17 protein-coding genes are annotated in these 22,938 nt (G+C 64.9%); 6 read left to right on the plus strand and 11 right to left on the minus strand.

Annotated elements, in window-relative coordinates; all coding sequences use genetic code 11:
• Positions 1–119 precede the first annotated feature (119 nt).
• The 3 genes from lplT to OKW40_RS09155 all read left to right on the plus strand — a co-directional run bounded on the left by lplT (position 120) and on the right by OKW40_RS09155 (position 5,728).
• Positions 120–1,418: a lysophospholipid transporter LplT gene (gene lplT / locus OKW40_RS09145; RefSeq protein ID WP_429489381.1), complete on the plus strand. Its 1,299-nt coding sequence runs from the start codon at positions 120–122 to the stop codon at positions 1,416–1,418.
• A gap of 208 nt (positions 1,419–1,626) precedes the next feature.
• Positions 1,627–4,314 (plus strand): DNA mismatch repair protein MutS, encoded by a 2,688-nt coding sequence (mutS, locus tag OKW40_RS09150; RefSeq protein WP_429489383.1) that lies wholly within the window; start codon positions 1,627–1,629, stop codon positions 4,312–4,314.
• The gene (locus OKW40_RS09155) at positions 4,280–5,728 is read left to right on the plus strand and encodes a hypothetical protein (protein ID WP_429489385.1); all 1,449 of its coding nucleotides are present in this window, start codon (positions 4,280–4,282) and stop codon (positions 5,726–5,728) included. Before mutS ends, OKW40_RS09155 begins: the two co-directional genes overlap by 35 nt.
• On the opposite strand, the gene OKW40_RS09160 is transcribed toward OKW40_RS09155, so the two are convergent.
• Positions 5,708–6,250, minus strand: coding sequence for an FKBP-type peptidyl-prolyl cis-trans isomerase (locus OKW40_RS09160; protein ID WP_184048969.1), 543 nt, complete (start codon positions 6,248–6,250; stop codon positions 5,708–5,710). The two genes, OKW40_RS09155 and OKW40_RS09160, sit on opposite strands and share 21 nt — an antisense overlap.
• Positions 6,251–6,282: 32 nt before the next feature.
• Between OKW40_RS09160 and OKW40_RS09165 the strand changes: the two genes are divergently transcribed.
• On the plus strand, positions 6,283–7,536 hold the full coding sequence (locus tag OKW40_RS09165) for a JmjC domain-containing protein (protein WP_429489387.1): 1,254 nt from the start codon (positions 6,283–6,285) through the stop codon (positions 7,534–7,536).
• Between the two features lie 231 nt (positions 7,537–7,767).
• Complete coding sequence (locus OKW40_RS09170; RefSeq protein ID WP_167368596.1) at positions 7,768–8,019, plus strand: hypothetical protein; 252 nt, start codon at positions 7,768–7,770, stop codon at positions 8,017–8,019.
• A gap of 190 nt (positions 8,020–8,209) precedes the next feature.
• Here the strand turns inward: OKW40_RS09170 and OKW40_RS09175 are convergent, their stop codons facing one another.
• The 3 genes from OKW40_RS09175 to OKW40_RS09185 all read right to left on the minus strand — a co-directional run bounded on the left by OKW40_RS09175 (position 8,210) and on the right by OKW40_RS09185 (position 11,852).
• A complete protein-coding gene (locus OKW40_RS09175; RefSeq protein ID WP_429489389.1) occupies positions 8,210–10,474 on the minus strand; it encodes an ATP-dependent DNA helicase in 2,265 nt (754 codons plus the stop codon).
• A gap of 63 nt (positions 10,475–10,537) precedes the next feature.
• Complete coding sequence (locus OKW40_RS09180) at positions 10,538–10,756, minus strand: DUF465 domain-containing protein (RefSeq protein ID WP_013089766.1); 219 nt, start codon at positions 10,754–10,756, stop codon at positions 10,538–10,540.
• A 148-nt stretch (positions 10,757–10,904) separates the two neighbouring features.
• On the minus strand, positions 10,905–11,852 hold the full coding sequence (locus OKW40_RS09185; RefSeq protein ID WP_429489391.1) for a hypothetical protein: 948 nt from the start codon (positions 11,850–11,852) through the stop codon (positions 10,905–10,907).
• 319 nt (positions 11,853–12,171) lie between these two features.
• Between OKW40_RS09185 and OKW40_RS09190 the strand changes: the two genes are divergently transcribed.
• Complete coding sequence (locus OKW40_RS09190; protein ID WP_429489392.1) at positions 12,172–14,526, plus strand: Tex family protein; 2,355 nt, start codon at positions 12,172–12,174, stop codon at positions 14,524–14,526.
• 149 nt (positions 14,527–14,675) lie between these two features.
• Here OKW40_RS09190 and OKW40_RS09195 read toward each other — a convergent pair whose 3' ends face one another.
• The 7 genes from OKW40_RS09195 to hflK all read right to left on the minus strand — a co-directional run bounded on the left by OKW40_RS09195 (position 14,676) and on the right by hflK (position 22,913).
• Complete coding sequence (locus OKW40_RS09195) at positions 14,676–16,562, minus strand: potassium transporter Kup (protein WP_090800715.1); 1,887 nt, start codon at positions 16,560–16,562, stop codon at positions 14,676–14,678.
• A gap of 262 nt (positions 16,563–16,824) precedes the next feature.
• Positions 16,825–17,397 (minus strand): phosphoribosyltransferase, encoded by a 573-nt coding sequence (locus tag OKW40_RS09200; RefSeq protein ID WP_167368598.1) that lies wholly within the window; start codon positions 17,395–17,397, stop codon positions 16,825–16,827.
• 19 nt (positions 17,398–17,416) lie between these two features.
• On the minus strand, positions 17,417–18,763 hold the full coding sequence (locus OKW40_RS09205; RefSeq protein WP_429489395.1) for an adenylosuccinate synthase: 1,347 nt from the start codon (positions 18,761–18,763) through the stop codon (positions 17,417–17,419).
• A 221-nt stretch (positions 18,764–18,984) separates the two neighbouring features.
• A complete protein-coding gene (locus OKW40_RS09210) occupies positions 18,985–20,136 on the minus strand; it encodes an ATP phosphoribosyltransferase regulatory subunit (RefSeq protein ID WP_429489397.1) in 1,152 nt (383 codons plus the stop codon).
• Positions 20,137–20,353: 217 nt separating this feature from the next.
• Positions 20,354–20,545, minus strand: a complete 192-nt coding sequence (locus tag OKW40_RS09215) for a DUF2065 domain-containing protein (RefSeq protein ID WP_090800720.1) — start codon at positions 20,543–20,545, stop codon at positions 20,354–20,356.
• Between the two features lie 43 nt (positions 20,546–20,588).
• Positions 20,589–21,494 (minus strand): protease modulator HflC, encoded by a 906-nt coding sequence (hflC, locus tag OKW40_RS09220; RefSeq protein WP_429489399.1) that lies wholly within the window; start codon positions 21,492–21,494, stop codon positions 20,589–20,591.
• Positions 21,495–21,509: 15 nt separating this feature from the next.
• Entirely contained in the window at positions 21,510–22,913 is a 1,404-nt protein-coding gene (gene hflK, locus OKW40_RS09225) for an FtsH protease activity modulator HflK (protein WP_429489401.1), read from the minus strand.
• Between the last annotated feature and the right edge of the window lie 25 nt (positions 22,914–22,938).

The raw sequence follows: 22,938 nt of genomic DNA on the forward strand, positions 1-22,938 counted from the left end.
AGCGTCGTGCTAAAAAGCGGGAAGTCATTCGGGGCGGTACTCGGCCGGGACCGTTCCCTGCTCCATGCCGCTTTGACCCTGCCCGACTTTCGCCCCGGGCGCAGCCTCCAATCTGCCCCATGAAAAAAGGCTTCCATACGATCATCGCGGCACAGTTCATTTCGTCGCTGGCCGACAATGCGCTGTTGATCGCCGCCATCGCCCTGCTTTCCGTGATGCGCTCGGCCGCGTGGGTTACGCCGCTGCTGCAGATTTTTTTCACGGTCTCGTACGTGCTGCTCGCGCCGTTCGTCGGCGCGTTCGCCGATTCGATGCAGAAGCGTCACGTGATGTTCATCTCCAACGCGCTGAAAGCGAGCGGCTGCCTGATGATGATTCTGGGCGTTCATCCGATGATCGCCTACGGCGTGGTCGGCTTCGGCGCAGCCGCGTATTCGCCCGCCAAGTACGGCATCCTCACCGAGCTGCTGCCCGCCGAAAAGCTCGTGCAGGCGAACGCGTGGCTCGAATCGGCGACGGTGCTGTCGACGATCGCCGGCACGATGCTCGGCGGTGCGCTGATCAGCACCGTCTTCGAGCATTTCGTCACGCGTGCGCATATGCCGCTGATCCGCTCGGCCGCCGATCTCGCGATGGGCGCGGTCATGCTCACCTACGCGATCGCCGCCGCGATCAACATCTTCATTCCGGACACTGGCGCGCGCTATCCGAACCGGCTGACCGAGCCGAATAAGCTGGTCGGCGATTTCCATCACTGCTTCCGGGTGCTGTGGGCCGACAAGCTCGCGCAGATCGCGCTGTGGGTGACCACGCTGATGTGGGGCGCCGCGGTGACGATGCAGCTGCTGGTGCTCAAATGGGCGAACGTGAACCTCGGGCTGTCGTTGTCGAAGGCGGCGGTGATGCAAGGCGTGACCGGCTTCGGCATCGCGATCGGCGCGGCGGGCGCGGCCGCGCTGATTCCATTGCGCCACTCGCTGAAGGTGTTGCCGGTCGGCGTGCTGACGGGCGCGGTGGCGATCGCGATGGCCTTCTACAACAAGGACCTGTTCCCGGCGGGCGCGGGCCTGCGCTTCGGCACGCACGTCGCGCCCTACTACATTCTGCTGGCCTATCCGCTGATGATCGTGCTCGGTGCGTTGTCGGGCTTTTTCATCGTGCCGATGAATGCGATCCTGCAGCATCGCGGCGCGACGCTGCTGTCGGCCGGTCACTCGATCGCCGTGCAGAATTTCAACCAGAACCTCGCGGTGCTGCTGATGCTCGGCGTGTACGCGCTGCTGCTCACGGCGAAGATGCCCGCGCAGTGGATCATCGTCGTGTTCGGCACCTTCATCACGCTGCTGATGTGGCTCGCGAAACGCCGCAGCGCGGCGAACGAACGCAGGGTGGACATGCGGGCGATGATCGAGGAATGAATGCATCACGGTGCTCCAGCAATGACAGCGCGAGGCTCGGCTCGACGGCCGTAAACCGCCGCGACGGCGCGCACCCCCCGCTTTGATCGAATCGGTCATGCTGACATTCAGCTCTTGTGTTGGGCATCGTCCGTTCGGCCAGGGTCCGCTCGCCGCGCCGGCGGGTTAAACTCACGCCCTGAGCATCTACCGCAAGAAGACACGAAGGATGGGTATTCAAACCGCAGCGGCCAACGACGTCGCACAACACACGCCGATGATGCAGCAGTACCTGCGCATCAAGGCGGAGCATCCGGGCACGCTGGTGTTCTACCGGATGGGCGACTTCTACGAACTCTTTTTCGACGACGCGGAAAAAGCCGCGCGCCTGCTCGACCTGACGCTCACGCAGCGCGGCGCGTCGGCGGGCAATCCGATCAAGATGGCCGGCGTGCCGCATCACGCTGTCGAACAGTATCTGGCCAGGCTCGTGAAGCTCGGCGAATCGGTCGCGATCTGCGAACAGATCGGCGACCCGGCCACCTCGAAAGGCCCGGTCGAGCGCAAGGTCATGCGCGTGGTTACGCCTGGCACGCTGACCGACGCCGCGCTGCTGTCCGACAAGAGCGACGTCTATCTGCTCGCGCTGGGCGTCGCGCACAATCGCCGCGGTGTCGCCACGAGCGTCGGTCTCGCATGGCTCAATCTCGCGAGCGGCGCGCTGCGCCTCGCCGAAGTCGCGCCCGATCAGGTCGCCGCCGCGCTGGAGCGCATCCGTCCCGCGGAAATTCTGGTCGCCGACGCCACCGCCGATTCGACCAGCTGGACACCGCCTGTCAACGCCAGCGCGCTCAAGCGTGTACCGGCCTGGCACTTCGATATCACCTCGGGCACGAAGCGCCTGTGCGACCAGCTCGAAGTCGCGAGCCTCGACGGCTTCGGCGCGCATTCGCTCGGTTGCGCGTGCGGGGCGGCCGGCGCGTTGCTGCTGTATGCGGCGTCCACGCAGGGCCAGCAACTGCGCCATGTGCGCAGCCTGAAGGTCGAATACGAATCCGAATACATCGGCCTCGATCCCGCCACGCGCCGCAACCTCGAACTCACGGAGACACTGCGCGGCACCGAATCGCCGACGCTGTGCTCGCTGCTCGACACCTGCTGCACGACGATGGGCAGCCGCCTGCTGCGGCACTGGCTGCATCATCCGCCGCGCGATTCGGCGGTGGCGCAGGCACGTCAGCAGGCGATCGGCGCGTTGCTCGACGCGCCGCCGGGCGCCGATCTCGATACATTGCGCAGCGCATTGCGGCAGATTTCGGACATCGAACGGATCACCGGACGTCTCGCGCTGCTGTCGGCGCGGCCGCGCGATCTGTCGAGCCTGCGCGATACCTTCATCGCGCTACCTGCGTTGCGCGCGCAGCTCGCAGCGGTGGCCTCGAACGCGGATTCGCTCGCGCGCATCGACGCGGCGCTCGAACCGCCGCACGCGTGCGCCGATTTGCTGAAGCTCGCGGTCGCGCAAGAGCCGGCCGCGATGGTGCGCGACGGCGGCGTCATCGCGCGTGGTTATGACGCCGAGCTCGACGAACTGCGCGATATTTCGGAGAACTGCGGACAGTTCCTGATCGATCTCGAAACACGCGAACGCGCGCGCACCGGCATCAGCAATCTGCGCGTCGAGTACAACAAGGTGCACGGCTTCTATATCGAAGTCACGCGCGGCCAGACCGACAAGGTGCCGGACGACTATCGCCGTCGGCAAACGCTGAAGAATGCCGAGCGCTACATCACGCCCGAGCTGAAAACCTTCGAGGACAAAGCGCTGTCCGCGCAGGAACGCGCGCTCGCGCGCGAACGCGCACTGTACGACGCGTTGCTGCAATCGTTGCTGCCGTTCATTCCCGACTGTCAGCGCGTTGCGCTCGCGCTCGCCGAACTCGATCTGCTGGCCGCGCTCGGTGAACGCGCTCGCGCGCTCGACTGGGTTGCACCGACGTTCTCGGCGAACGCGGGTATCGACATCGAGCAGGGTCGTCATCCGGTGGTCGAGGCGCAGGTCGAGCAGTTCATCGCCAACGATTGCTCACTCGCGACCGAGCGCAAGCTGCTGTTGATCACCGGTCCCAACATGGGCGGTAAGTCGACTTTCATGCGCCAGACCGCGCTGATCGCGCTGCTCGCTTACGTGGGCAGCTATGTACCAGCGCGGCGCGCGGCCTTCGGACCGATCGACCGCATCTTCACGCGCATCGGCGCGGCCGACGACCTCGCCGGCGGCCGCTCGACCTTCATGGTGGAGATGACCGAAGCCGCCGCGATCCTCAACGACGCGACATCGCAAAGCCTCGTGCTGATGGACGAGATCGGCCGCGGCACGTCGACGTTCGACGGCCTCGCGCTCGCGTGGGCGATCGCGCGCCACCTGCTCGCCCACAACGGCTGCTACACGCTGTTCGCGACGCACTATTTCGAGCTGACGCAACTACCCGCGGAGTTTCCGCACGCGGCCAACGTGCATCTGTCGGCAGTCGAGCACGGGCACGGCATCGTGTTCCTGCACGCGGTCAACGAAGGGCCCGCCAATCAGAGCTACGGTCTGCAGGTCGCGCAGCTCGCCGGCGTGCCGAACGCGGTGATCCGCGCGGCACGCAAGCATCTCGCGCATCTGGAGCAGCAATCGGCCGCGCAGCCCGCGCCGCAACTCGATCTGTTCGCGACGCAGCCTGCCATGCTCGCCGAAGACACGGACGACGACCACGAGACGGCGAGCGACGCAACGCCCGCTTCGCCCGCGATGCAGACACTCGTCGAGCGTCTGCGCGGCATCGATCCGAACGATCTGCGGCCGCGCGAAGCGCTCGATCTGCTGTACGAACTGCATGAACTGGCCGTCGCGCCGGATGCGGACCACTGACACGCCGGGACACCCGCCGCGCCCGCGCGGGCTTCGCGCGGCGCTGCGCCACGTGCTCGCACCGGCAGGCGGCATCGTCGTGCTGGTGGCAGTGTGCGCATGGACCGCGCCGGCGCGCGCTGAGGCCTCGCGCTTCGCGTTCGCGGTGATTTCCGGCACGATGCACAGCCCCGCCGACGAAGCCGCCACGCAACGGCTGCTCGAGGCGATCGGCCGCGAGCGCGACGTGCGCTTCATCGTCTACGACGGCAATCTGAAGGGGCCGAAGGAAGTTTGCCGCGACGCGCTGTTCGAGCGCCGCCACGCGCTGCTCGACAGCTCGCGCACTGCCCTCTTCTTTATCCCCGGCCAGCATGACTGGGTCGATTGCGGCACGGCGGAAGCCGGCGGCTTCGATCCGGTCGAGCGGCTCGACCAGTTGCGGCAAACGCTGTTCGCCGATCCAACGTCGATGGGTCAGAACCCGATCGCGTTGACGCGCGAGAGCGAGGTGTCGCGCTTCCGCCCGTTCCGTGAAAACGTGCGCTGGGTGGTCAACGAAAAAACGAACGACAAAGCGAACACCAACGCCGGCGACATCGTCTTCATCGGCCTGAACGCGCCGGGTCCGAACAACCACTACCTGAGCGCGGGCGGCCGCAACGGCGAGTTCGAAGATCGCGTGATCGCCAACGCATTCTGGCTCGAGCACGCGGCCGAATACGCGAAGCGCCGCGACGCGCGCGCGATCGTCGTGTTTATTCAGGGCGACTTCGACCCGGAGCGCTACGAGCGACCCGAACGGTTCGCCTGGCTGCACTTCGCACATAGCTCGCGCCGCGACGGCTTTCTGGAATTCAAGCGCAGTCTGCTCAAGCTCGCGCAGATTTTCCCCGGACCCGTGGTCGTCATTCATGCAGACGAGGACCGGCCGGCCGGCGGTTTCGTCATCGATCAGCCGCTACGCAACGACAAGGGGACGGTCGTGACGAACCTCACGCGCATTGCGCTCGCGCCGCATGATCGTCTCAACCAATGGATTCAGATAGAAGCGGATTTCGGCAGGAAGCCGCCGTTCAGAGTCAGCGTGCGCGACGTGCCGAAGCAGATGCCGCTGCCCACCACGCCGCCGGTCTTGCCGCCCGCATCGCCGCGCGACGAATCCGGCGCGTCGATGCCGGTTGCGCCGGAGATGCCGAATGTCGAAGGTTTCGGGCCGGCGTCGGAATTGCCGCCCGTATTGCAGACGCCTGGAGAGTCGCAGGAGCAGCAGCCGCGCATCCCGTCCGACCAGGGCGGCGGCGACTATGGGCCCGCTATCTCGATGCCGCCGGGGTCGATACTGCCAGCCTCGCCTGCGTTGCCCGCATCGGTGCCGTCTGCCCCCGCGACGACACCGCGCATGCCCGCAAGCTCAGTGCAGGGTCGGTTTTGAGCTGTCTTCTTCGTCCTCGTCTTCATCGTCGTCGAGAACTTCGAGGCCGTCCGCGCCATGCGCGTGCTCGTGCTGGATTTCGTCTTCAGTTGCCGGACGCACGTCTTTGACGGTCAACGCGAAACGCAGCGCCATGCCGGCGAGCGGATGATTGCCGTCGAGCACGACCTTGTCTTCCGCGACGTCGGTCACCACGTACACCAGCGCATCGATTTCCTCGTCGCCATCTTCGGGGGTGCCTTCGAACTGCATGCCGACTTCGAGCGGTTCCGGGAAGCGATCGCGCGGCTCGATCTTCACAAGGTCAGGATCGTATTCGCCGAACGCGTCTTGCGGCTCGAGCTGGATCTGGGTCTCGAAGCCAGCCTCGTGGCCGTCGAGCTCTTCCTCGATCTTGGGGAACGTGCCATCATAGCCGCCGTGAAGATAGACCATCGGCTCTTCGCTTTCCTCGATCAGATTGCCCTGCGCATCCGACAGCTTGTAGGCGACCGACACGACGGTGTTCTTTGCGATTTTCATTCGATTCTCCAGAATACAACTCACATTATACGATGCCCAGGCGGCCCACCCACCTCCCGGCCGATGCAGGTTCGGCAAGCAATTCGCCGTCTGCTGCAAAGCCGGCCACGCGGCCCATTCTTCCGCCCTCGCCCGACGTTCCGACCGCACTTCTCGGCCATCTGAGCCCGTCGCAATTCATGCGCCGCTACTGGCAGAAAAAGCCGCTGCTGATCCGTCAGGCGATTGCGGACATCGAAGCGCCGCTGTCGCGCGACGAGCTGTTCGAGCTGGCCGATCGGGACGACGTCGAAGCGCGCCTGATCACGCACTTCCGCAACAAATGGCAGCTGGAGCACGGCCCGTTCGCGCCCGACGAACTGCCGTCCGTCAAACAGCGCGCATGGACACTGCTCGTGCAGGGCGTGGATCTGCACGACGACCGCGCGCGCGCGTTGCTCGACCGTTTCCGTTTCGTGCCGGACGCGCGTCTCGACGACCTGATGATTTCGTATGCGACCGATAGCGGCGGCGTCGGCCCGCACTTCGATTCCTACGATGTGTTTCTTTTGCAAGTAAAAGGCAAGCGCCGCTGGCGCATTAGCGCGCAGAAAGATCTGACGCTGCAGCCCGGCTTGCCGTTGAAGGTTTTACAGCACTTCGAGCACGAACAGGAGTGGGTACTCGAGCCCGGCGACATGCTGTACCTGCCGCCGCACATCGCGCACGACGGCATCGCCGAGGGCGAATGCATGACCTGCTCGATCGGTTTTCGCGCGCCCTCCGAAAGCGAGCTGACCGCGCAGTTCCTGTACCACCTGGCCGAGCGCGGAGAGGCCACGGGCAAGGCGGGCGCCCTTTATCGCGACCCACGGCAGGCCGCCGTCGAACAGCCGGCCGAGTTGCCCGCGGCGCTCGTCGAACGGGTGGGCGCGATGCTTGCTAAAGTGCGATGGAATGAGCAGGACATTGCGTCGTTCCTTGGCACGTACCTCAGCGAACCCAAGCCGAGTGTCGTCTTCGATCCGCCGCAACGGCCGCTCAACGAAGCCCGTTTCATCGGCGCGGCGTCGAGATCCGGTCTACGGCTCGATCGCAAGACTAACCTGTTGTATGAACGACGTTTTTTCTTCGTAAATGGAGAAGAAATATCGTGGACCGGCGTGAAAAAATTGCTGTTTGAACTCGCAAATCTGCGGTGCATGAGTGCGATACGCTTTGTAACACTATCACACGATTCATCGGTGACAGCACTGCTACACGAGTGGTATTGTGCGGGCTGGATACAGGTAGGCGAGATTGCGTAACTCTGCCCGCCTGTTATACCGTACGGTGAAATTTTGTATGAGAAAGACAACGTATTGACCCGCATTTATCGACTGTCAGTACGAAAGTGCATATAATTTCCGCCCAAGCCGTAGGGAAGATTCCAGCTCGTCAAAAGAGCATCTCCACCAGCGGCCCAGGTCGGTGTTGGAGCACATTACCGGTTTTATTTTGCGCTGTTGCTTACCTTTAAACCATAAAAGGACGTGATCATGAAGAAATCCCTCCTCGTAGCATCCCTGTTGGCAGTTGTGGCACTCGCTGCATGCAACAAGAGCAACGATCAGGCTGCTGCACCGTCGGAAGCTGCGTCCGCACCGGCGGCAGCATCGCCTGCTGAAGCAGCATCGCCGGCAGTTGCGGCATCGCCGGCCGAAGCAGCATCGCCGGCCGAAGCAGCATCGCCGGCCGAGGCAGCATCGCCGGCTGAAGCAGCATCGCCGGCAGCAGGCGCAAGCCAGTAAGCCGCAACGGTTCGGCGCTGTAGCGGCGCTCCCGCTACAGCGCCTGCGCACGAAACGTTTGGAGGCTGGCTGGAAACGGCGCGGGCCGCAAACGGGCAAAGAAAAACGCCACGGATTCACATCCGTGGCGTTTTGTCATTCAGGGCCGCTTTCCGCTGCGGAGCTCGTCGCATGTGTGGAACACATCCCCCTATCGAACCGGCGCCGCTGGCCCAGCGCTCTCCTCAAAGAACTCACGCACCACGTCGATCTCGCGGGTGCGCTTGAACGGCGGCAGACTCTGCCAGATGCGGCGGCCATAAGGTTTATCGACGAGACGTGTATCGCAGATCATCAGCACGCCACGATCGGTCTCCGCGCGAATCAGCCGGCCGGCGCCCTGCTTCAGCGTGATGACGGCCTGCGGCAGCTGATGCACGGCGAACGGGCTCAAGCCCTTCTTCGTCAGTGCGTCGAGCCGCGCGGCCAGCACGGGATCGTCCGGCGGCGCAAACGGCAGCTTGTCGATCACGACCAGCGACAGCGCGTCGCCGCGCACGTCCACCCCTTCCCAGAAGCTCTGACTGCCGACCAGGATCGCATTGCCGTAGGCGCGAAAGCGGTCGAGCAATTCGGTGCGGCTCGCATCGCCCTGCACGAGCAGCGGATAGTCCCAGCCGCGCGACTCGATCGCGTCGCGCAGCTTCGCCGAGATACGATCCACCGCGCGCAGCGTCGTGCACAGCATGAAGACGCCGCCGCCCGAGGCTTCGATCGCGGGCAATGCGGCATCGAACACGGCGTCGGTGAACATCGGCGATGACGGCTGTGGCAGATTGCGCGGCACGTACAGCAGCCCTTGCGATGGATAGTCGAATGGGCTCGGCAATGTCATCGAGCGCTTCGAGTTCAAGCCCATCTGCGCCGCATAGTGCGTGAAGTCGCCGCGCACCGACAGCGTCGCCGATGTGAAGATCCACGCGCGCGGCACGCCGGCGCGCTGCTTCGCGAAAATCGGCGCGACCGACAACGGCGTTTCGTGCAGCTGCACCGTGTGCGAGAACACCTCGATCCAGCGCACCTTTTCATTCGGATCGGCGCGCTCCGCGCTGGCGTCACCCTCGCGGGTCGCAACCGCGTCGCGTTCTGCACTCGTGGGTGGCGTGGTCCAGCCGCTCAGCACGTCCTGCAACTCGCGCGCGCGACGCAAACACGCGCCGAGCGATTCGGCTCGCTCGGCCTGGCCCGCCAATGCCGAGGCCAACGCGTCGAGCTCGGCCTCGAGCGTCTCGAGCGCGGCGAACAGCGGGTGATCGTCGGGCAGCTGGCCGATCGACAGACGCACCGAGTCTTCCTTGAACGCGAGCCGCACGTCGCGCGCGGCGCGCTCGAGCGTCGCGCCGAGCTTGACCCAATCGACCGCATCGCGTGCGTGACCGAGGCCCTCGGCGACCGAATCGCGTGCGAGTTCGAGAAACTGCGCGGTCGATAGCGTCTCGCCGAAAAACAGCGTCGCGGTTTCGGGCAGCTGGTGAGCTTCGTCGAAGATGACCGTATTCGCAGTCGGCAGCAGCTCCGCCATGCCGGTATCGCGCAGCATGATGTCGGCGAAAAACAGATGGTGGTTGACCACCACGATATCGGCCTGCTGCGCTTCGCGGCGCGCCTGCATCACGAAGCAGTCCTTGTAGTGGGGACACTCCTGGCCGAGACAGTTGTCGCGCGTCGACGTGACCATCGACCACACCTGCGCCGTTTCCGGCACGCTCGCGAGTTCGGCCTTGTCGCCGGTGCGCGTGATCTTCGCGAAGCGCACGATGTCCTGCAGATACGAGGTCTCCTGGCGCGATGGCAGACGGCCGTTGTCCGCGGTGCGTTGCAGGTAGTAATGGCACAGGTAGTTCGCGCGGCCCTTCAGCATCGCGACCGACACCGGCACCGCGAGCGCGTCGCGCACGGTCGGAATGTCGCGCTGGAACAGCTGATCCTGCAGATGCTTGGTGCCGGTCGAGACGATCACCTTGCCGCCCCACAGCATGGCTGGCACGAGGTACGCATAGGTCTTGCCGGTGCCGGTACCCGCCTCTACGATCAGCGTATTCTCACCACCGTCGACGCCGTCGGCTTGTGCGTTGCTCCCGGTCGACTCAGAGACGGCTTCAGCGCCGGTCTGCTGCAGGCGCCGCGCCGGGCGCTTCTGCGTCTCGAACATCGCGGGGTCGGGCATCGCGCGGCCCGACGCCTCCATCGCCGCGGCAACCGCGCGCGCCATCTCGATCTGCGACGCACGCGGCCGATAACCGTCGATCTGCCGTGCGAGCAGACCGTTGTCGGCGAAGATGTCGTCGAGCTCGCTCGCGCGGCGCCGATTCAGCGACACACCTGGCACCGGTGCTGCCGCGCGCGGCGCGGGCGTGCCCGAAGCAGATGCGTTGTCCGGCGCGGCCCGGGATGAAGTGTCATGCGATGAATTCAAGGCAAGCGTTCCTGCTAAGTCCGGCTCGCGCGCTGCGCGCCCGGCGCCTGCCAGGCCGCGAACTCAGGCGCGCGCGTCCGGTTCGAGCTGCAATTGCAGCAAGATGATGGTGTCCTTGACTTTAAGTTTGCGCTTTTTCAGGCGCTGCAACTCGAAGTCGTCGATGCCGGGTTCATCCGACATCCGGTCGATCAACCGGTCGAGTCCACTATGCTCCGATTCCAGTTGCAGAATGCGGTCGCGAAGTGTGTTTGCGTCGATGACGTGATGACGATCGCGCATGCTCGCCTCCTCTGGTCGGCGGCACGAACCGCGTGCGCGCGGTCCGATGCCTGAGGTTGCTGTCCGCCTCAAAACGCATTACGGCGACTACGGCGGCCCTGGCCACGACCGCCACGGCTTACTCTACGATACAGCCACTACAGCACGCTTACTGTTGCTCTTGTTGCTGCTTTTGCTGCTCTTCGAGCTGTTGCTGCTTCAGCTCGTCCTGACGCTTCTGCCCGGCCTTCTCGGTGGCCTGCTTTTGACGTGCTTCGACATCGAGCTTGTGCTGCGCGGCCTCGGCCTGCTTCCGCTCGAAAGTCTCCTGTTTCTGCTGGCGCTCCGCGGCCTTTTGCGCACCCTGCCGACGCGCTTCCTCGAGCTTGCGCTGGTAGTCGCTCTGCTTCTGATCGTAGGCCTTCTGATTGGCCGCCGCCTGCGCAGGCGTGACACCATGCTGCGCCTGATCGAGCGCGTGCTGGCGCTGCTTCTCCTCGTAGGCCTGCGCATTGGCTTCGTGCTGCGGTGCCGCGGCGTTGCGCTGCGCCTGATCGAGCGCGTGCTGACGTTGCTTCTCCGCGTAGGCCTGCGCATTGGCTTCGCGCTGCGGCGCCTCGGCGTTGTGCTGCGCCTGATCGAGCGCGTGCTGACGCTGCTTTTCCTGATACGCCTGCTCGTTGCGCGCGTCTTCGGCGGCACGTTGCGGCGCTTCCGCCTCGTTTTGCGCGCGCCGCAACGCGGTGCGTTCGTCGCGTTCACGGGCGCGCTGCGCACGCTGCTCGGCGTCGAGCGCAAGCTGTTCCTTGCGGATGTCCGCCTGCACGCTGCGCATCGCGTCGCGCGCGCGGTTCAGACAGTGATTGACGAAGAAGCGGCTGTAGCAGTTGTGTTGCGCGACAGCGAATTGATAGTTGTTGTCGTCGGTGCGCTGATTGAGCACCTGTTGCCGCTCGTCGAACGACTTGTCCAGCACGGCTACGTCACTTGCGCTTTGAGGGCCGTCGGCGGTTGCGGCGGCTTGCGGGCCCGAGGCCGCGACGGGCCCCGTACCTTGCTCCGGCGTCGCACTTTGCGCCACGGCCGACACCGGCACGACGAGCGCTGCGGCGATCACGCACGACGCGGCAGCCGTTAAAGCCGACCGACCGAACGAGCGCAAAGAAACCAGCGGCAATTGAGACGAACCCGGCAGTGAACCCGGCAGTGAGCCTGACGCCAGCGAAGAGACCAGGCGGTTGAGGGACAAGGAGATTGGCAACGTCGTAGAGGGTCAACGGAACATGCCCGAAATTCTAACACCCCACGGTTGAGCCCTTTGGCATTTATGGCAAAATGCCCCGCTCTAGCAACCTGGTCGCGGCGCACGCCCGGCCTGCCCCGATTTGCCGCCCGCGCGCGGCCCATCACTGAGTCCGCAGGAACACCAAGACCTTATGACGGAAACCGTAGCACTCAAGATCGTCCAGCGCATCGCCACCGAACTGTCCGTCCAGCCGCGCCAGGTCGCGGCCGCGGTGGAACTTCTCGACGAAGGCGCGACCGTTCCGTTCATTGCCCGTTATCGCAAGGAAGTGACCGACAATCTCGACGACACGCAACTGCGCAATCTCGAGGAACGCCTAGTCTATTTGCGCGAGCTGGAAGACCGGCGCGCGGCGATCATCGCGAGCATCGACGAACAGGGCAAGCTCACCGACGAGCTGCGCGGCGCGATCGAAGGCGCCGACAGCAAACAGGTGCTCGAAGACCTCTATCTGCCATACAAACCGAAGCGCCGCACGCGCGCGCAGATCGCGCGCGAAGCCGGCTTGCAGCCGCTCGCCGACGCGCTGCTCGGCAATCCGCTGCTCGATCCGCAAGCCGAAGCCGCGGCGTACGTGGACGCGGACAAAGGCGTCGCCGATGTGAAGGCCGCGCTCGACGGCGCGCGCGACATCCTTTCCGAACAGTTCGGCGAGACCGCCGAACTGCTCGGCAAGCTGCGCGACTATCTGTTCAACCAGGGCGTGGTGTCGTCGAAGGTCGTGGAAGGCAAGGAAACCGCGGAAGAAGAGAAATTCCGCGACTACTACGACTACGCCGAAACGATCCGCACGGTGCCGTCGCATCGCGCGCTCGCACTGTTCCGCGGCCGCAATGCCGGCGTGCTGATGATCAAGCTCGGCCTCGGCGAAGAGCTCGACGCGCAGGTGCCGCACCCGGGCGAAGCGCTGATCGCGCGGCACTTCGGCATCGCCAATCAGAACCGCCCCGCCGACAAGTGGCTCTCCGACGTGTGCCGCTGGTGCTGGCGCGTGAAGGTGCAGCCGCACCTCGAAAACGAGCTGCTGACCAATCTGCGCGACGAAGCCGAACACGAAGCGATCCGCGTGTTCGCGCGCAATCTGAAGGACCTGCTGCTCGCGGCGCCGGCTGGTCCGAAGGCCGTGATCGGTCTGGATCCGGGCTTGCGCACCGGCGTGAAGGTGGCGGTGGTCGACCGCACCGGCAAGGTGCTCGCGACCGACACGATCTACCCGCACGAGCCGCGCCGCGACTGGGACGGCTCGCTCGCGAAGCTCGCGCGAATCGCCGCGCAAACGCAGGCCGAGCTGATCAGCATCGGCAACGGCACCGCGTCGCGTGAGACGGACAAGCTCGCGAGCGAGCTGATCGCGCGTCATCCGGAGCTGAAGCTGCAGAAGATCGTCGTGTCCGAAGCCGGCGCGTCGGTGTACTCGGCGTCCGAGCTTGCCGCGAAGGAATTCCCCGCCATGGACGTGTCGCTGCGCGGCGCCGTGTCGATCGCGCGACGTCTGCAGGACCCGCTCGCCGAGCTCGTGAAGATCGAGCCGAAGGCGATCGGCGTCGGCCAGTATCAGCACGACGTGAACCAGCGCGAACTCGCGCGCTCGCTCGACGCGGTCGTCGAAGACTGCGTGAATGCGGTCGGCGTCGATGCGAACACCGCGTCGGTCGCGCTGCTCGCGCGGGTGTCGGGTTTAAACGCAACGCTCGCGCGCAACATCGTCGACTATCGCGATGCGAACGGGCCGTTCCCGTCGCGCGAGCATCTACGCAAGGTGCCGCGTCTCGGCGACAAGACCTTCGAGCAGGCTGCCGGCTTCCTGCGCATCAATAACGGCGAGAATCCGCTCGACCGTTCGTCGGTGCACCCGGAAGCGTATCCGGTCGTCCAGCGCATCCTCGCGAAGATCAGTAAGCAGGTCGGCGAAGTGCTCGGCAATCGCGACGCGTTACGCGGACTGTCACCCACCGAATTCGTCGACGAGCGTTTCGGTCTTCCAACCGTGCGCGACATCCTGGTCGAACTCGAGAAGCCGGGCCGCGATCCGCGTCCCGAGTTCAAGACCGCGACGTTCCGCGACGGTGTCGAGAAGGTCAGCGATCTGATCCCGGGCATGGTGCTCGAAGGCGTCGTGACGAACGTCGCGGCGTTCGGCGCGTTCATCGACATCGGTGTGCATCAGGATGGCCTCGTGCACGTGTCGGCGATGTCGACGAAGTTCGTGAAGGATCCGCATGAGGTCGTGAAAGCCGGTCAGATCGTCAAGGTCAAGGTGCTCGAAGTCGACGTGAAGCGCCAGCGTATCGCACTGACGATGCGTCTCGACGACGAACCCGGTGCAGCGGCCGCGCGCAGCGGCGGCGGTGCGCAGCAGGATCGCGGTGGCTCGGGCGGCAGCTTCAATCGCGGCGGAGCGGGACGCGGTGCGCCGCAACGCTCGCGCGAACCGGAGCCGGGCGGCGCGATGGCGGCTGCGTTTGCGAAGCTCAAGCAGAAGTGAGCGTCACGGACCGGAGCACGTCGTCGCACGCGCTCCGGTCCGTGACATGACTGCGTCGCGCGCTCAACCGCTTGCACGCGCGCATGAACAAAAAGCCCACGCATTGCGTGGGCTTTTTGTTTGCGCACCCGCACGTCACGCGCGAGCCGTCAAATCTCGATCTTCGTTCCCAGTTCCACGACCCGGTTAGCCGGGATGCTGAAGAAGTCGGTCGGCTTCGCGGCGTTCTGATGCATCCACGCGAACACACGCTCGCGCCATACCGACATGCCCGGCAATTGCGTCGGCACCACCGTTTCGCGTGCGAGGAAGAATGACGTGTCCATCAATTCGAAGCTCATGTCGTGCGTGCGGCCGACGTCGAGCAGCACCGCCTTCACGTCGGGCGTTTCGTTAAAGCCGTAGGCTGCCTTCACCAGCCACAGGCCACCGTTCATGTCCTTCACGGTCACGCGATCGGCGTCCTTCACGTACGGAATGTCGCGCGTGACGAAGGTCAGAAAGATCGTGCGCTCGTGCAGCACCTTGTTGTGTTTCAGATTGTGCAGCAGGCTCACCGGCACCAGCGAATCGCTGCCGGTCAGATAGATCGCGGTGCCCGACACGCGATGCGGCGGATGCGCGAGCAGGCCTTGCAGGAACGGCATCAGCGGAATACCGTCGGCGGCCGTGCGTTCCTTCACGATCATCCTGCCCTTGAACCACGTCATCAGCAGGAAGAACAGCAGGCCGCCGATGCACAGCGGCAACCAGCCGCCCTCTTCGACCTTCAGCAGGTTCGCGCCGAAGAAGCCCAGGTCGACCACCATGAACACGCCGATGATGAGCCCAACCAGCAGTTTGTTCCAGTTCCACACCTTCACCATCACGACGCAGGCAAGGATCGTCGTGATCACCATCGTTGCAGTCACCGCGATACCGTACGCGGCCGCCAGATTGTCCGAGCTCTTGAACGCGATCACGATGCACAGGATGATGAACAGCAGCATCCAGTTCACGACCGGCACATAGATCTGCCCGATCGCGAGTTCGGACGTGTGCAGGACCTTCATGCGCGGCACGTAGCCGAGCTGGATCGCCTGGCTCGTCAGCGAGTAGGCGCCCGAAATCACCGCCTGCGACGCGATCACCGTCGCGACCGTCGACAGCACGACGAGCGGCAACAACGCCCAGTCCGGCGCGAGCAGGAAGAACGGATTTTCGATCGCCTTTGGGTCGTGCATCAGCAGCGCGCCCTGGCCGAAGTAGTTCAGCACGAGCGAAGGCATCACGAGCACGTACCACGCCATGCGGATCGGCTGCGCGCCGAAGTGGCCCATGTCCGCGTACAGCGCCTCCGCGCCGGTCAGCACCAGCACGACCGAGCCGAGCACCACGTAGGCCTGCAGCACGTGCGCGGCCATGAACGTGTACGCGTAGTAGGGATTGAGCGCCTGGATCACATTCGGCGACTGCATGATGTGCCACAGGCCGAGCACGGCGAGCACGAGGAACCAAAGCGTCATGATCGGCCCGAACAGACGGCCGACCGTGGCCGTGCCGTGCCGCTGGATCCAGAACAGCACGATCAGGATCACGACGGTCAGCGGAATCACCAGATGCGCCAGATGCGGCGCGGCGATTTCGAGACCTTCGACCGCCGAGATCACCGAGATTGCCGGCGTGATCACCGCGTCGCCGTAAAACATGCAGGCGCCGAAGATGCCGAGCATCATCAGAAGGCCGGCCATTTTCGATTTCTGATCGACCGAGCGCATCGCCAGCGCCATCAGCGCGAGGACGCCGCCCTCGCCGTTGTTGTCGGCGCGCATCACGAACAGCACGTACTTGACGCCGACCACGATCACGATCGCCCAGAACAGCAGCGAAATAACCCCAAGGATCGACTGATCGGTCAACGGGATGCCGTGCGACGGACTGAAGGCTTCCTTCAGCGCGTACAACGGGCTCGTACCGATGTCGCCGAACACCACTCCGATCGCGGCAATCGCAAGGGAAGGCAGTGGCTGTTTGTGTACGTGATTGTTATCTGTCATGGACGCGAGGAAATCCGTTCCGGGGCGGAAAAAACGACCGCTATTTTAAACTGCCCATCCGGTACCGCCCGGCTTGTTGTGGATACGCCACGTGGATGTCCGCGCAGTGTAGCACTGCGATATGGACGCGCCTGCCGCGGTGCGGACGTCCTGGCGCCGCGCGTGACGCATAAAAAAACGGAGCCCGCCTGGGCTCCGTTTTGTGACACCGCGATGACGCACGAGATCCGATGCGACAAAGCGTGAGGCGCGCGGCTTCGCGTCAATTGCCCGACGCCTCATCGGCCTGGGCGATGCCGCGCTTGATCCACGCGCCGAGGTTATGCGGACGCACCGTGTCCCACTCCTCGAACGGCTGATGAATCCACGGGTTGGTCGGCAGATACTGCACGTGGTAATCGGGCTTCACCTTCGAGCAGCCCTTGTACCACAGCACGGCCGAGCGCACCGCGGTGATGGCCGGATAGCGTTCCTTCAGATGCTGCTGCACGCGCGCGAGCGTGACGCCCGAATCGACGAGGTCGTCGACGAGCAGCACGTTACCGTGCAGTTCGCCGCGCGTCATCGTGATGTATTGCGCGATGTCGAGTTCGCCCTGCTGCGTGCCCGCTGCCTCGCGATAAGAGCTCGTTGCCAGAATCGCCAACGGCAGATCGTAGATGCGCGACAGCTGGTCGCCGACGCGCAGACCGCCGCGCGCGAGGCACAGGATCTTGTCGAACTTCCAGCCCGATTCGTGCACGGCAAGTGCGAGCATCTCGATCAGCCGGTGATATTCGTCCCAGCCGACCCACAGGTTCTTGTCGTCGTTGCGCGGATCTTTCATCGCGATCATGGGGTACACCTTGCATCGCTTAGACCTTGAACGGATGACGCAGCAGAATCGTTTCGTCGCGGTCCGGACCGGTGGAGACCATGTCGATCGGAATGCCCGCGACTTCCTGCACGCGCGTCAGGTACGCACGCGCGTTGGCGGGCAGCTTGTCCCACTCCTTGATGCCGACCGTGCTTTCCTTCCATCCCGCGAAGGTTTCGTAGACCGGTACGCAGCGCGCGACTTCCGTCGCGCCGCGCGGCAGCAGATCGACGTCGTGGCCGTCGATCGTGTAGCCGACGCACAGCTTCACTTCGTCGAGACCGTCGAGCACGTCGAGCTTGGTCATGCACAGCCCCGTCACACCGTTGATCTGGATCGAGCGACGCAGCGCGGAGACGTCGAGCCAGCCGGTGCGGCGCGGACGGCCGGTGACCGAGCCGAATTCCTTGCCGACGGTGGCGAGTTCGAGGCCGATCGGGTCCTGGCGCGAGGCATTGTCCGCATCGTACAGTTCGCTCGGGAACGGGCCCGAACCGACACGCGTGCAGTACGCCTTCGTGATGCCGACGATGTAGTTGAGCTTCTGCGGACCGACGCCCGCGCCCGCCGTCGCGGCACCCGCGACGCAGTTGCTCGAGGTGACGAACGGATAGGTGCCATGGTCGATGTCGAGCAGCGTGCCCTGCGCGCCTTCGAACAGCAGATTGCCGCCGTTCGCGTTGACGTCGTAGAGACGGCGCGACACGTCGGTGACCATCGGCTTCAGTCGGTCGGCGTAGCTCAGCATCGTGTCGAGCGTTTGCTGGAAGTCGACCGCGGCAGCGCCGAGGTACTGCGTGAGCACGAAGTTGTGATAGTCGAGGTTTTCGCGCAGACGCTCGGCGAAGGCTGGCGCGTCGAACAGGTCCTGCACGCGCAGGCCGCGGCGCGCGACCTTGTCTTCGTAGGCCGGGCCGATGCCGCGGCCGGTCGTGCCGATCTTGCTCGCGCCGCGGCGCGCTTCGCGGCCCTGGTCGATCGCGACGTGGTACGGCAGGATCAGCGTGGTGGCTTCGGAAATGAACAGGCGCTTCTGGACGTCGATGCCGGCGGCTTCGAGTTCGCCGATTTCCTTGAACAGCGCTTCCGGCGACAACACGACGCCATTGCCGATGTAGCACGCGACGCCGGGATGCATGATGCCCGACGGAATCAGACGCAAGATGGTTTTCTTGCCGCCGATGATAAGCGTGTGACCGGCATTGTGACCGCCCTGGAAGCGAACGACGCCCTGAGCGTGGTCCGTCAGCCAGTCGACGATCTTGCCCTTGCCCTCATCACCCCATTGGGTACCCACGACGACGACGTTGCGCCCGGGGTTCACATTCACTGCGCTGGCAGACATGTTGTTTCGTAAGCTGGTTAAAAACGTATTTTACCTGGGTTCGCGGAAGCTTCCGGAATTTTTCCGTTTCCGCTCAACGGTATGCACGTTATGTTGAGTATTGGAAGGGATGCGCGGCCGCGCAGAGTCGCTCGACCGCGCGCGATTCGGGCGGTGGTTGCGCCGCCCTCGGGCGAACGTCGGGTGACGGGTCCCCGGCAGCGTAGATCGGAACGCGCGGCTCAAGCGCGCGGTTCAACCACCCATGCGCCATTGCGCTCGACCAGCACCCGGTCGAACGCGAATTCATCGAGATCGTGCTTGTGGCCAGGCAGCGCCTGGACTACCACTTCACCGCCATCGCGCAATGCCGCGACCGCCACGCGCAACGCTTCGTCGTGCCGCCACGGCGCGAGGATCGCGCTGCTGCGCGCTTCGACCGGCGAGATCCGCGCGACTTCGCGCAGATCCAGCGAAAAGCCGGTTGCCGCGCGAGCGCGGCCATAGGCCTGACCGACGTGGTCGTAACGGCCGCCGCGCGCGACCGCGTTCGGCACGCCGTCCACGTAAGCGGAGAACATCACGCCGCTGTGGTACGCGTAGCCGCGCAGATCGGCGAGGTCGATCATCACTTCGGCGCCGTCGACCTGGCTCGCGAGGAACGCGAGGTCGTCGAGCGCGCGGGCGATCGCCGGTGAATTCGGCAGACGCGCGCGGGCCTCTTCGAGCACCGACGCGTCGCCGTACAGCGTCGGCAGCGCGCGCAGCGCATCGCGAATCACCGGCGAGAATTGCGCGGTCATCTCGACCAGGCGCGGCACGTCCTTGCCGGCCAGCGCGTCGTAGAGCGCCTGGCCGAGTTCCTCGGCGGCCGGCTCGGCTTCGATCAGCGCGGCCAGCACACCCGCGTGACACAGGTCCAGACGCACCTTCGCGAGGCCGGCGAGACGCAGCGCGTCGAGCATCAGCTGCTGGATTTCGAGGTCCGCTTCGAGCCCCGCGTGGCCGTAGATTTCCGCACCGATCTGGATCTGCTCACGCGTCGCATGCAGGCCGCGCGGGCGCGTATGCGCGACGTTGCCCGCATAGCAAAGACGCGTGACGCCCTGGCGGTTCAGCAGATGCGCGTCGATGCGCGCGACCTGCGGCGTGATGTCGGCGCGCAGACCGAGCGTGCGGCCCGACAGCTGATCGACGAGCTTGAAGGTCCGCAGATTCAGATCGTGCCCACCGCCCGTCAGCAGCGACTCGAGGTATTCGAGCAGCGGCGGCATCACCATCTCGTAGCCGTACGAGCGGAAACGGTCCAGCAGATGACGCCGCAATTCTTCGATCTTGCGGGCCTCCGACGGCAGCACGTCGGCGATATTCTCAGGAAGCAACCAGGTCGACATCGATACAGTCCTACGGCGTTGAACACGGCGTCTTGCAGCGCCGATGATGAGTGTGAATGACGTAGAGCGGCTTGATTCTGGCGGCTGACACAGACGCCCGGGCGGCGCTTTGCGGCACGCGCGCGACGCGCGGCGGCGTGGCCGGTCAGTACGCGTTTTGCTCGGGCCGGCAAAACACGCCGCAACACGCGGCGTTCGTCAGACAAGCAAGCCGGCTTCAGGTCGCGATGAACAGTAGAACCAGCCCGAGCAACATCACGATGAGCCCTCCGACACGAATCTGATGCGGCGGTCGTTCCGCTATTTTACGGAACGTGTCGCGCCAGGCGGTTGGAAAAACGAACGGAAACATCCCCTCGATAATCAGCATCAGCGCGATCGCGAGCAATAACGAACCAGCTATGTCCATGCGAGTGAAGCGGCCGCGATGCGGATGCCGCGGCCTTCGGTAATCAGCGTTTGCGCGCAGCAGGCGCGGAAGCGTCCGGGGCGACGCCGCCGGTCGGGCTACGCATGAAGCGGAAGAACTCGCTACTGGAGTCGACCACGATCAGGTCGCCCGGCTTGAAGGTCTTCCGGTACGCCTGCATGCTTTGATAAAACTGGTAGAACTGCGGATCCTTGCCGAACGCTTCGGCAGCGATCTCCGCGGCCTTTGCATCGCCTTCGCCGCGAATGCCCTGCGCCTGCGCGAGGCCGTCGGCGAGCACCGCCTGCTGCTTCGCGAGCGCGTCCGCGCGGATCTGGTTCGCTTCGGCGGCGCCCTTCGCTCGCTCGTCCGCCGCGACCTGCTGGCGCGCGGCGATCATGCGCTTGAATACCGAGTCGGCCACCGCTGCCGGGAAATCGACGCGCGTGAGTTGCACATCCACGACCGATACGCCGAGCGATGCCGCGCCCTTGTCCATCGCACCGCGGGCCTGTTCGGCGATCGCCGGTTGTTTGGCGAGCGCGTCGGACAGCGTGAACTTGCCGAACGCGTCGCCGAGCGCGCCGCGCGACAGCAGCGCGAGCCGGTCGGGCAGACTCTGCGGATCACCCTTCGTTTCGGCGATCAGCTTCAGCGGATCGGTCACGCGGAACTTGATCACCGGGTTGACCAGCAGATCGGTTTTGTCGGACGTGACGTAATGATCTTCGTCGGGTGCGTCGAGCGACTGGATGCGATTGTCGACGAACGCGACCGTTTGCAGCGGCGGCGGCAGCTTCACGTGCAGCCCCGGGCCGAGCAGCGTGGGCGTCGCGTCGCCGCGCGCGGACAACACAGCCATATGCCGTTGATCGACGACGAACACCATCGACGATGCCGCGAACAGCACGATGACGAGCGCGACGACGAGCGCAATGATTCGGTTCATATTCTTGTGCGCTCCTTATTGAACGTCGTCTTCGCGCATGCGATTGCGGAACGCTTCGCGCGAGCGCAGCGACGCGGCGCTCGGCCGGCTCGCTGGCGCAGGCGCGGAAGCGGCGGGTGCGGATGCGCCAGCGGCGGCGGAGCCTGCCGCGGCACCGGTCTCAGCGGCCGACGCGGCCGACGGCGCGGCCGCACTCGCCGCTTGCGGCGCGCCCGCGACAGCAGGACCCGAAGCGGCGGCGCCCGGCGCCGCGGCCTGGCGTTCGCGGTTCTGCTCGACGAGCCTGTCGAGCGGCAGATACAGCACGTTGTTGCCGTTCTTCGCGTCGACGAACACCTTGGTCGCGTTCGCGTAAATCTGCTGCATGGTTTCCATGTACAGGCGGAAGCGCACGACGGCCGGCGCCTTCGCGTATTGGGCGTAGACCTGGTTGAAGCGCTCGGCCTCGGCCTGCGCCTGCGCGACCGTGGTCTGGCTATAGGTTTTGGCTTCCTGGACCTGACGATCGACGTCGGCCTGCGCGCGCGGCAGGAGATCGGCCGCATAAGCCTGCGCATCGCGTTTCGCGCGTTCGTTTTCGTCGTGCACCTTCGCAGCGTCGGCGAACGCGGGTTGCACCTGCTCGGGCACCTGCACGCTCTGAATCGTCACGCCCGTGACTGCCAGACCGGACTGGTACTGATCGAGCGATTGCTGGATCGCCGCGATCAGCTGCTGGCGCAAAGTTTCGTGATCCTGATCGAGGATATCGCTAGTGCTCTGCGCGCCGACGATGCCGCGCACCGCCGCCTGCGCGGCATGCATCACGCTCTGATCGGGATCGACGCTGCGAAACAGAAAGTCGTTGGGCTTGCGCACCTGGTACTGCACGGCGAAGCGCACGTCGACGATGTCGCCGTCGTGCGTGAGCATTGACGCGTCCTTCACGTTCGCGAGACGCACCACATTGCTACGGCCGATCTCGACCTGGCGGATCTGCCCGACATTGACGAACTCGTGGGACTCGAACGGAAACGGCAGACGCCAGTGCACGCCCGGCGCCGCGGTATAGCGATACTTGCCGAACTGCAGCACGACGGCCGCCTGGCCATCCTGCACGACGAACACACCGCTGCCGAGATAGATCGCGATCAGCACGCCGATCACGATGCCGACGCCGATGCGCGCGCCACGGCCGTTGTCAGGACGGCCACCGCCGACACCGCCGCCCCTGCGCCCGAAAATCCGGGACAGACGGCGATTGAAATCACGCCACATTTCGTCGAGATCGGGCGGACCTTCACCGTCGCGTGCCGGTCGCTTCGGATCGTTCGGCCGTTGCCGGTCGCCGTTGCCGTCGCCCCGGCCCCAACGCGGATCGTTCAGTGAAAGCAAGGCGCGCATACGCAGCCAGATACTCCGCTCGTTGTAATCGTTCACCTGTGTTCGTTCACCAGAGTAGACA

Origin of the sequence: Paraburkholderia sp. RAU6.4a (assembly GCF_050435625.1) — a bacterium.
GTDB classification, from domain to species: domain Bacteria; phylum Pseudomonadota; class Gammaproteobacteria; order Burkholderiales; family Burkholderiaceae; genus Paraburkholderia; species Paraburkholderia tuberum.